This is a genomic window from Flavobacterium sp. (genome assembly GCF_044338735.1).
In the GTDB taxonomy this organism is placed as follows: Bacteria; Bacteroidota; Bacteroidia; order Flavobacteriales; family Flavobacteriaceae; genus Flavobacterium.
This window is the reverse complement of sequence record NZ_JBIIWV010000084.1, coordinates 1-9370: the sequence shown is the minus strand read 5'-3', so window position 1 is coordinate 9370 and position 9370 is coordinate 1. Positions and strand designations below refer to the sequence as shown.

The window sequence follows — 9370 nt, the reverse complement described above, 5'->3', positions numbered from 1 at the left end:
AACAAGTTTTTAATTTATTGAAATTCAATTCGGTATAAAATTATTTGTCACTTACAAATATTTTATTCAAAATAGATTGACTTAATGACAATAAAATACTAAAAAACAATGCCGTTACAAAACCATCTACTTTAAATTCGGGAATAAAATAATCGCAGATTAACACAATAATCGCATTAATGACTAATAAAAACAACCCTAAAGTAAATAGTGTTACAGGTATTGTAAGTAGTACCAATACCGGTTTTAAAAAGGTATTAAGAAGTCCTAAAACTAGTGCAACCCACAAAGCCGCAACTATACTAGTTACATGCACGCCAGGCAAAAAATAGGAAAGTGCAAATACAACAATTGAACTGATAAATAATTTGATAATAAAATTCATGTCTTTGTTTTTATCGATTAAAAATACAAAAAAAAGGCATCAAAAATGATGCCTTTTTTAAAATTATTTAAGACTTTCTTAATTTGAACCTACAATATTAATTCCAGGGAAATAAGAAGGATTGTGCAACGGTAAATTTGATTTATAATGTGCATTAATTACCTTGATAATTTCATTTGTTATAACTGCATAACCACGCGCATTAGGGTGAACACCATCTAAAGAAAACAATACTAATCCTTCAGTAGCCGAACCACTAAAATAATTAGCCGTATAAACTTGTCCGGTTTCAATTCTTAATCCGCTTACTAATTGAATCATAATAGTATTCATATCGGCCACAGCTAAATTTTTAGTAGCAGCAATTGAACGTATTGAAGCATTATATGCTGTAGTTGCATTTGCAACTTTTGTTTTTTCAGTAGCTGTTAATACCCATTTGTTAGCCATTGGATAAGAAACTCCATTGATATTAATTAAAGGTGAAGGTGAAGAAGCGTTTGGTGTGCCAATAACTGAACGAGCAGTCAAAACAACTAAATCTGCAGCCGTAGCTTGACGCGCTTTTCCAAAAACCATTCCAAAAGCAGTTGCTGTTGGCACTCCCAACGTTCCAGATAAAGCTCCTGTAATTTGAGCAGTTCTATCTAAAGCATCAGCATCAAAAATTAATATTGGATTTGCTGAAGTTGCAGACAATGGATTAACACGATTTGGCTCACCTAAAGCAGTAAAAATTGCATCTAAAGGACCATATAATTGTGCGTTTAATGTTGCAATAGTTGTAGCACCTCCTAAAGCAGTTGGAGATAATGGAGCAAAAGGAACTGTAGTAAAATAAGGAATAGAAGTTACACTAGGAATGGTACAAACTACACCTTTAGCACCACCATTAGTAAGTGTGTTGATCATGTTTCTATATGTGCTTTCATATAAATTTGTATTGGTAATATCATTTGGTCCATAGGTTAATGGATTGATATTTCCAGTAGTATTATGATCATTTGCTGACATTACAGACTCATCAACAGTTGTTGTTAATGGATTGTCAGGCATAGTTCCTCCAGAAGTTGCATAAGCTAAAACATCATTAGCACCAATCCAGTTGGTAAAGAATGTTGGATTTTTAGTCATAGCATCCCCAATTACTGTTGCTGAAGTTGATGTTGCATGTCTCACAAAATAAGGATTAGCTCTACCTAGTAAAAGGTTAGCAGCGCTTCCATATCCTGGTGCTAGTAAATGAAATGATTTTGCACCAGGCACACCCATATTATTGTAAGCCATAGCTTGAGGTGTAAGTGTGATGGTTGGAGTACCCGCAATTGGCTGAACCCCACCCACAGATGCATTAATTACTAATCTGGTTCCTGTTAATCCTTGAATACCTCCTAAATTATTTACATCTTCTGCGTAAGATGGTTGAGTAAAAGCCCCACCACCTACTAATGCAAATTGTTGTGCTAATAAGTTTGGATAAGAATAGGTTTGTCCTACTCTAGAAACGGTTCCATCCATATAACCTGCAGTTAATGAATTTCCAATGGCTACATAAGAAGTAAAGTCTGCTTCTCCAGAAGAATAGTTTGCGCCTACTTCTTTTTCAAATTCTGGTTCACATGAAGCAAAACCAACAGCTATAATAGCTAAATATATAAATTTATTTTTCATTTTACTTTTATTTAATAATTAGAAACCATAAGTAATACCTACACCTGGAGAGAAAACAACTGATTTATAAGTTCCTCCAAATGGTAATGTATTTCCATTTTCTTGGTAATGGTTATATGAATTGTCCACTTCGTCAAAGTGTAAATAAAGGAATGAAAAATCAACCCCTAATTTACTGTTCACTTTATACGTTAATCCACCTGTATACCCCATAGAGTCATTTCTTGGCGTTTCTGGTGCAAAATATCCATCTTGAACTGGACTTTCATCAAAATACCAACCTGCTCTGAACGTAAATTTATCATTAGCCACATATTGTGTTCCTAATCTATAAGTACTTGAGTTTTGGTAGTTTCTTGCATTGTTAGAAGAATTTCTTATTGTACCATCGGGATTTAAGAAATCAACGTTTAATGCTTTATAAACACTCCACATTGCTCTGTTGTAATCAAATGCAAACAACCATTTGTCAGAAATTTTATACGACAAACCAACTGTTAATTCAGCAGGTAAAGGTAAATCTGCATTAAATGTAGTATTTTGTAATGTTGGCGTAGTTGATGCAAAAGCCGGTACATCATTAAAATTAGCATCACCATCTCTAGCCTCCATAATGATTTCAGAACGGTAGTTCATACCAATTCTCAATTTTTTTGAAGGGTTGAACATAAATCCAGCGGTGTATCCCCATGCAGTAATTCCTTTGGCATCTAATGTAACATCTGTTCCGCTTCCGTTTACAGATAGTAATGGATTTATAGCAACATTTCTGTTAAAGTTTACAGAACCCGATGCAAATATTGGTCCACCACCTATACTGAAATGTTCTCCTACTCTTATAGACACAGAGGGCTGAACAAAAATAGCTGATAAATCAATATTATTTACTAAATGTGCTCCTTGCCAATCTTGATCCCATTCTACAGAACTCCCATAAGGAGTATAAACTGCTAAACCTGCAGTTAACCATTTGTTCACTTTATAAGTAGCATACAAACTGAATGGTGTTCCTAAATTTTCAGTAGATGATTCCCAATTATATTGTGAATTTTGGAATTTTGTCTTCGCAAACAATGCATTTCCTCCAAAAGAGAAATTGAATTTTTTGTCTAAATAAGCCATCCCCGCAGGGTTAAAAAATGCAACTTCTGCGCTATTTACTACAGCAACACCTGTGTGTCCCATAGCTAATTGCTTTTGACCTTGAATACTCACTCGATATCCACCTGCAAAGGCAGTTGAGCTAGCTAAAGCCAATAATGTTAAAGAAAGTAATTTTCTCATAATGTAAATTTGTGTTAGTTTTTTTCTTAATTTATAAAAATCAATAGTTCAAAATTAAGACAAAATATGAATTTTACAATTTTTTTAACTAAAAAAATTATGCGTGCATAATTTTTTTGCACTTTTATTTTAAAAATCGCATCACATTTATTTCAAAATCTATTGGGTTTTCGGCATGGAGCCAATGACCCGCATTGGCAATAGTTACAATAGTTGCCATTGGAAAATGATGATAAATAGTTTCAAAATCGGCATCCAAAATATAATCGGATTTAGCACCTCTTAAAAAAAGAGTTGGACCATCAAATTTGTTTTCAAAAGGCAATGCTGTTCCTATCGTTTCTATTTTGTCATTAAAAACTTGTAAATTAAATCGGAAAGCAAGTTGTTCAGGCGTTTTCCAATATAGATTTTTTAATAAAAATTGGCGCGTACCAAAATCGGTAATAAAATTTGATACAATTTTTTCAACACCACTTCTGCTAGGATTTTTAGAAAAATCAACCGCATTTAATCCTGCTAAAATAGTTTGATGGTGCGGTGCATAATATTTAGGTCCAATATCAGCAATAATTAATTTGGAAACTAAATTTGGGTAGGTAGTTGCCAGCAACATTGCTACTTTGCCTCCCATTGAATGACCTAACAATGTAATATCTTGTAAATTATGAGAATCTACATACGCTTTCACATCTTCCATCATGATTTCATAATTGAATTCATCGGAATGAAAACTTTTACCGTGATTTCTTAAATCTAATGAATGGATTTGAAAACCCTCGGAAGCAAATTGTGCAGCTATTGATTTCCAATTATCAGACATTCCTAAAAAGCCATGAAGTATAATTATTGGAGTTCCTTCTCCTTCAATTCTTGAATGTAATGTCATTTATTTTAATTTTTGCAAATACATGTTTACTACATTTTCAATCCCTAAATATAAGGACTCTGAAATTAAAGCATGACCTATAGAAACTTCTAATAAATTAGGAATATTCTCTTTGAAGAATTTAATGTTATCCAGACTCAAATCATGACCCGCATTAATTCCTAATTGTAATTCATTAGCTCTATGAGCCGCTTTGATAAAGGGTTCAATTCCAGCTAAATTTCCCATTCCATAATCGTGTGCAAAACTTTCGGTGTACAATTCAATTCGATCGGTTCCGGTTGCTTTTGCTCCCTCAATCATTTTTTCAACGGCATCCACAAAAATTGAAGTTCTTATGCCGTTTCGCTGAAATTCTTGAATGACTTCCATTAAATAGGACTGATGTTTTATAGTATCCCAACCTGCATTGGAAGTTAAAGCCCCAATGGCGTCTGGAACTAAGGTTACTTGAGTGGGTTTACATTCTAAAACCAAATCAATAAAATTATGTTGCGGATTGCCTTCAATATTATATTCGGTGTAGACTATAGATTTTAAATCTCGTGCATCTTGATAGAGAATATGTCTTTCGTCTGGTCTTGGATGAATGGTAATTCCGTGTGCTCCAAACTGCTGAATATCTTTAGCAACTTTTAATAAATCGGGTACATTTCCCCCTCTAGCATTTCGCAATGTTGCAATTTTATTAATATTTACAGAAAGCTTTGTCATGGTTGCTATTTAATTTTAGCAAAAATACAAAGTATAAATTAGGTATCATATCGTATTTTTTGATTATTTTGCGGTTTCATTTCACATTTTTATATATGAATAACCTAAATAGTTATATTAATACTGAAATAAAACCATTAAAGCACAGTGATTCTATTAGGGAAGCACTGGATCTTTTTGAAGATTTTTCATATTCACATTTTCCGGTTACTGAAGAAGGTATCTATATTGGATGTATAGCAAAAGAAACAGTAGAATTTTCAAAATCAGAAGCGTTAATTAATGATAGTCGTTTTCACTTTGAGCGTTTTTTTGTGCGTTCGAGTATGATTTGGTTAGATGTTTTAGAAGTTTTTGCTAAAAATGATTCAAATTTACTTCCTGTATTAGATGAAAAAAATAACTATGTTGGCTATTATGAATTAGAAGATGTAATTCGCTTTTTACATGAAACGCCTTTTTTAAAGGAAGAAGGCGGAATTTTAATTATTGAAAAGGAATTGAACACCTTTTCTATGAGTCAAGTGGCTCAAATTATTGAAAGTAATAATGCTAAAATTCTTGGCTTATTTATATCAAATGTAGCTAATAATAAAGTAGAAATTACAGTTAAAATTAGCCAAATTGGTTTAAACGAAATCATTCAAACCTTTAGAAGGTATGATTATGATATAATTTCTGAGCATCAGGAAGACTCCTATTTAAATAGTCTCAAAGAGCGTTCAGATTATTTAGATAAATATCTTAATATTTAAGTTAGTCTTATGAAAATAGCAATTTTTGGACAATATTATCAAAACAATACCGCTGAAATTGTAACTAAAGTTGTTTCATTTTTAGAAAAAAATGAAATTTCAATAGCATTTGAACATTCCTTTTTGTCAATTCTTCAAGAAAAAAATATCATATTAAACTCTTTCGCAAGTTTTTCTAACTATGCCGAACTTGATTCAGATTTCGATGCATTAATAAGCATTGGTGGCGATGGAACCATTTTGAAAGCAGCAACATTTATTCGCGATAAAAACATACCAATTATAGGAATCAATGCTGGAAGATTGGGATTTTTAGCAACAGTACAATATGAAAATATTGAAGCGCTTTTGCAAAAAGTAATTCAAAAAGAGTATATCATTTCCAAAAGAAGCTTACTTAGCATAAGAACAAGTCCTGAATATGAAAATTTCAATGATTTAGATTTTGCATTAAATGAAGTATCGGTTGCCCGAAAAGACACCACTTCGATGATCACCATTGAAACTTCATTAAATGATGAATACCTTACTTCTTATTGGGCAGATGGTCTTATAATTTCAACTCCTACCGGATCAACGGGCTATTCTTTAAGTTGTGGCGGACCAGTATTAACACCCGAAGTAGCAAGTTTTGTTGTTACACCAATGGCACCACATAATTTAAATGCACGACCACTTGTAATTACTGACGATACTGAAATTACTTTAAAAGTATCAGGACGAGAAGAACAATTTTTAATTTCTTTAGACTCGCGAATTGCCTCTGTTAGTATAGACACAACTGTTTATATTAAAAAAGCACCTTTTTCGCTATCAATCATTGAATTTAAAGAAGAGACTTTTTTAGCCACTATTAGAAAAAAATTACTTTGGGGGGCAGATAAAAGAAATTAAAACTTTCCTATATCATTTTTATTTTTTTTGCGTTTTATAACTGAATAAGATATAACAAAAAAATCCTATAAAATAGGGTTAAGTAGTCAATATTGTTATATTTGCAAACTATTTGAAAAAATGAAACGTATTTTTATTTACATAAGCTTGATTTTCTGCACCTTAAACACCTTTGCTCAAATTCATGAAATAGGCGTTTTTGCTGGTGGAATTAATTATATTGGCGATGTAGGCCCTACCGATTATATTGCTCCAAACGAACCTGCTTTTGGAATTGTATATAAATGGAATAGAAGTCCACGACACGCTTGGCGATTTTCTTATTATCAAGGAAAGTTAAGAGCAAATGATATTGATAGTGAGGTACCAAGCAGAAAATTAAGAGGAAATACTTTTGAAAATAAGGTAAAAGAGTTCTCTCTAGGATTAGAATTTAATTTTATGGATTTTGATTTACATGATAACCAAAAGAAAGTAACTCCTTATGTTTTTACTGGAGTGAATTATTTTATTTACGATGAAATTTTTATTGCAGGTAAAGAAAGTTATTTGGATTATCAAAGTAGTGCCTTTGCTTTACCCATGGTTATAGGTGTTAAAGCCAGACTGTTCAGTAATTTTGTAGTTGGAGCCGAAGTAGGCGCAAGATATACTTTTACAGATAATTTAGACGGTAGTAATCCAAAAAATAATAATTTTGACAACCTTCGTTTTGGAAATTTAAATAGTAATGATTGGTATGTGTTTTCTGGATTAACACTTACGTATACATTTGGACAAAATCCTTGCTTTTGCGCAGAATAATATGGAAAAAGTACAAGAAATAAATACAGCAACTCTGCCAAATCACGTAGCCATCATTATGGATGGAAATGGAAGATGGGCAAAACAAAAAGGGTTACTTCGCGCAATAGGTCATGAAAATGGCACTAAATCGGTGCGCGTTACTGTTGAAAGTTGTGCCAAGTTAGGAATCAAAAATTTAACGCTCTATGCCTTTTCAACTGAGAACTGGAACCGACCAAAAATAGAAGTTGAAACATTAATGAAGTTATTAATTTCATCCTTAAAGAAAGAAATCAAAACATTACAGTCAAATAATATAAAATTAAACGCCATCGGAAATTTAACAAATTTACCGACCGGTGTCCAAAAAGAATTAGAAGAAGTAATTCAAAAAACAGCCGAAAACAGTAGAATGACGCTTACTTTAGCACTTAGTTATGGGGCTAGGGAAGAGCTTATTCAAGCTGTTAAAAAAATTAGTAATAAAGTTAAAAATAATATAATTTCTGAAGAGTCTATTGACGAATCAATTATTAATCAGCATCTTTACACACACAATTTACCCGATGTAGATTTGGTGATAAGAACGAGCGGCGAACATAGAATAAGTAATTTCCTGTTATGGCAAATTGCTTATGCCGAGTTTTATTTTACCGATGTGCTTTGGCCCGATTTTTCAGAAGACCATTTATATGAAGCAATTATTAGTTATCAAAAGAGAGAACGCCGATTTGGAAAAACAAGCGAACAAATTATACCCGAAAAAAATGTTTAAAAAAGGATTACAATTACTTTCAATTTTTATTTTATTAAATAGCAGTTCCCTTTTTGCTCAAGAAACTAAACTTGAAAACGGAAAAGAATACATATTAGCTAAAATTGATATTACCGGGAAAATTAGCTATAACGCACAAACTGTAACTACTTTTACAGGATTAGAAAAAGGTCAGTCTTTAATGGTTCCAGGAGAAGACATAAGTGCCGCCATAAAAAAATTATGGAAATTAGGATTGTTTTCGGATGTTAACTTTTATGTAAATAAAATTGAAGGCGACAGCATCTTTTTAGAATTAAACATCAATGAACTTCCTAAGCTTGGTGATGTAAAAATTCAAGGTGTAAAAAAAGGTAAAGTCGAAGAATTAATTAAAGAAACGGATCTTAAAAAAGGCAAAATTGTAAACGAAAACTTACTTACAACTACCAAAAACTATATTGAAAATAAATACAAAAAAGACGGATACTACAACTCAAAAGTAGTTATTAATACGGTACAAGATTCTGCTTTTTCAGATGTAAAAATGGTTGTCAATATAGATAAGGGCGAAAAAGTAAAAGTAAAAATAATTGATTTTGACGGAAATTCAAAAATGAGTGATGCTTCTCTTAAAAAAACATTTAAAAACACCAAACAACGCAATCCTATTCGTATTTTCAAAAAATCTAAATATATAAAAGAAAAATATAAAGAAGATTTAGTTGCCGTAATTGACAAATATAAAGAAAAAGGATACCGAGATGCTAGAATTATATCTGACTCTGTTGCATATGACAAAGCTACAAATACGATTGGCATTAAAGTAAAATTAGAAGAAGGACAAAAATATTATTTTGGAGATATTCGATATTTAGGAAACACCATTTATACTGATCGCCAATTAAATTCATTACTAGCTATAAGAAAAGGAGATGTTTACAATGGAACCATTCTCCAAAAAAGAATTGCTGACCAATCTAAACCTGATGGTGAAGATATAACCAATCTTTATCAAAATAACGGTTATTTATTTTCAAACATTAACCCGGTTGAAGTGAGAACGGTAAACGATACTATTGATTTTGAAATTAGAATTACAGAAGGTCCTATTGCCTACTTTAATAAAATTACGGTTGTTGGAAATGACAAAACAAATGATCATGTGATTTACAGAGAATTAAGAACAAAACCTGGACAAAAATATAGTAAGGAAGATTTGATTCGTTCTATTCGAG

General features: G+C 31.9%; 10 protein-coding genes. 5 read left to right on the top strand and 5 right to left on the bottom strand.

Annotation, left to right across the window (positions count from 1 at the left end; all coding sequences use genetic code 11):
* Positions 1-40: 40 nt before the first annotated feature.
* The 5 genes from ACIQZC_RS06750 to ACIQZC_RS06730 form a co-directional block, all read right to left on the bottom strand.
* Positions 41-385 (bottom strand): phage holin family protein, encoded by a 345-nt coding sequence (locus ACIQZC_RS06750; protein WP_396138474.1) that lies wholly within the window; start codon positions 383-385, stop codon positions 41-43.
* 78 nt (positions 386-463) lie between these two features.
* Positions 464-2056 (bottom strand): G-D-S-L family lipolytic protein, encoded by a 1593-nt coding sequence (locus ACIQZC_RS06745; protein WP_396138473.1) that lies wholly within the window; start codon positions 2054-2056, stop codon positions 464-466.
* 18 nt (positions 2057-2074) lie between these two features.
* Entirely contained in the window at positions 2075-3340 is a 1266-nt protein-coding gene (locus ACIQZC_RS06740; RefSeq protein ID WP_396138472.1) for an OmpP1/FadL family transporter, read from the bottom strand.
* Positions 3341-3464: 124 nt separating this feature from the next.
* Positions 3465-4229 carry an alpha/beta fold hydrolase gene (locus ACIQZC_RS06735; protein WP_396138471.1) on the bottom strand — a complete coding sequence of 255 codons (765 nt, stop codon included), beginning with the start codon at positions 4227-4229 and terminating at the stop codon, positions 3465-3467.
* Positions 4230-4943 carry a pyridoxine 5'-phosphate synthase gene (locus ACIQZC_RS06730; protein ID WP_396138470.1) on the bottom strand — a complete coding sequence of 238 codons (714 nt, stop codon included), beginning with the start codon at positions 4941-4943 and terminating at the stop codon, positions 4230-4232. It lies immediately after the preceding gene.
* 95 nt (positions 4944-5038) lie between these two features.
* Between ACIQZC_RS06730 and ACIQZC_RS06725 the strand changes: the two genes are divergently transcribed.
* From ACIQZC_RS06725 to ACIQZC_RS06705, 5 genes are all read left to right on the top strand, one after another.
* Positions 5039-5698: a CBS domain-containing protein gene (locus ACIQZC_RS06725; RefSeq protein ID WP_396138469.1), complete on the top strand. Its 660-nt coding sequence runs from the start codon at positions 5039-5041 to the stop codon at positions 5696-5698.
* Positions 5699-5707: 9 nt separating this feature from the next.
* Positions 5708-6592, top strand: coding sequence for an NAD kinase (locus ACIQZC_RS06720; protein WP_396138468.1), 885 nt, complete (start codon positions 5708-5710; stop codon positions 6590-6592).
* A gap of 120 nt (positions 6593-6712) precedes the next feature.
* Positions 6713-7396 carry a DUF6089 family protein gene (locus tag ACIQZC_RS06715; protein ID WP_396138467.1) on the top strand — a complete coding sequence of 228 codons (684 nt, stop codon included), beginning with the start codon at positions 6713-6715 and terminating at the stop codon, positions 7394-7396.
* Position 7397: 1 nt separating this feature from the next.
* Positions 7398-8153 (top strand): isoprenyl transferase, encoded by a 756-nt coding sequence (locus tag ACIQZC_RS06710; protein ID WP_396138466.1) that lies wholly within the window; start codon positions 7398-7400, stop codon positions 8151-8153.
* On the top strand, positions 8071-9370 hold a 1300-nt coding region (locus tag ACIQZC_RS06705; protein WP_396138465.1), incomplete at its 3' end, for an outer membrane protein assembly factor. The genes ACIQZC_RS06710 and ACIQZC_RS06705, both read left to right, overlap by 83 nt.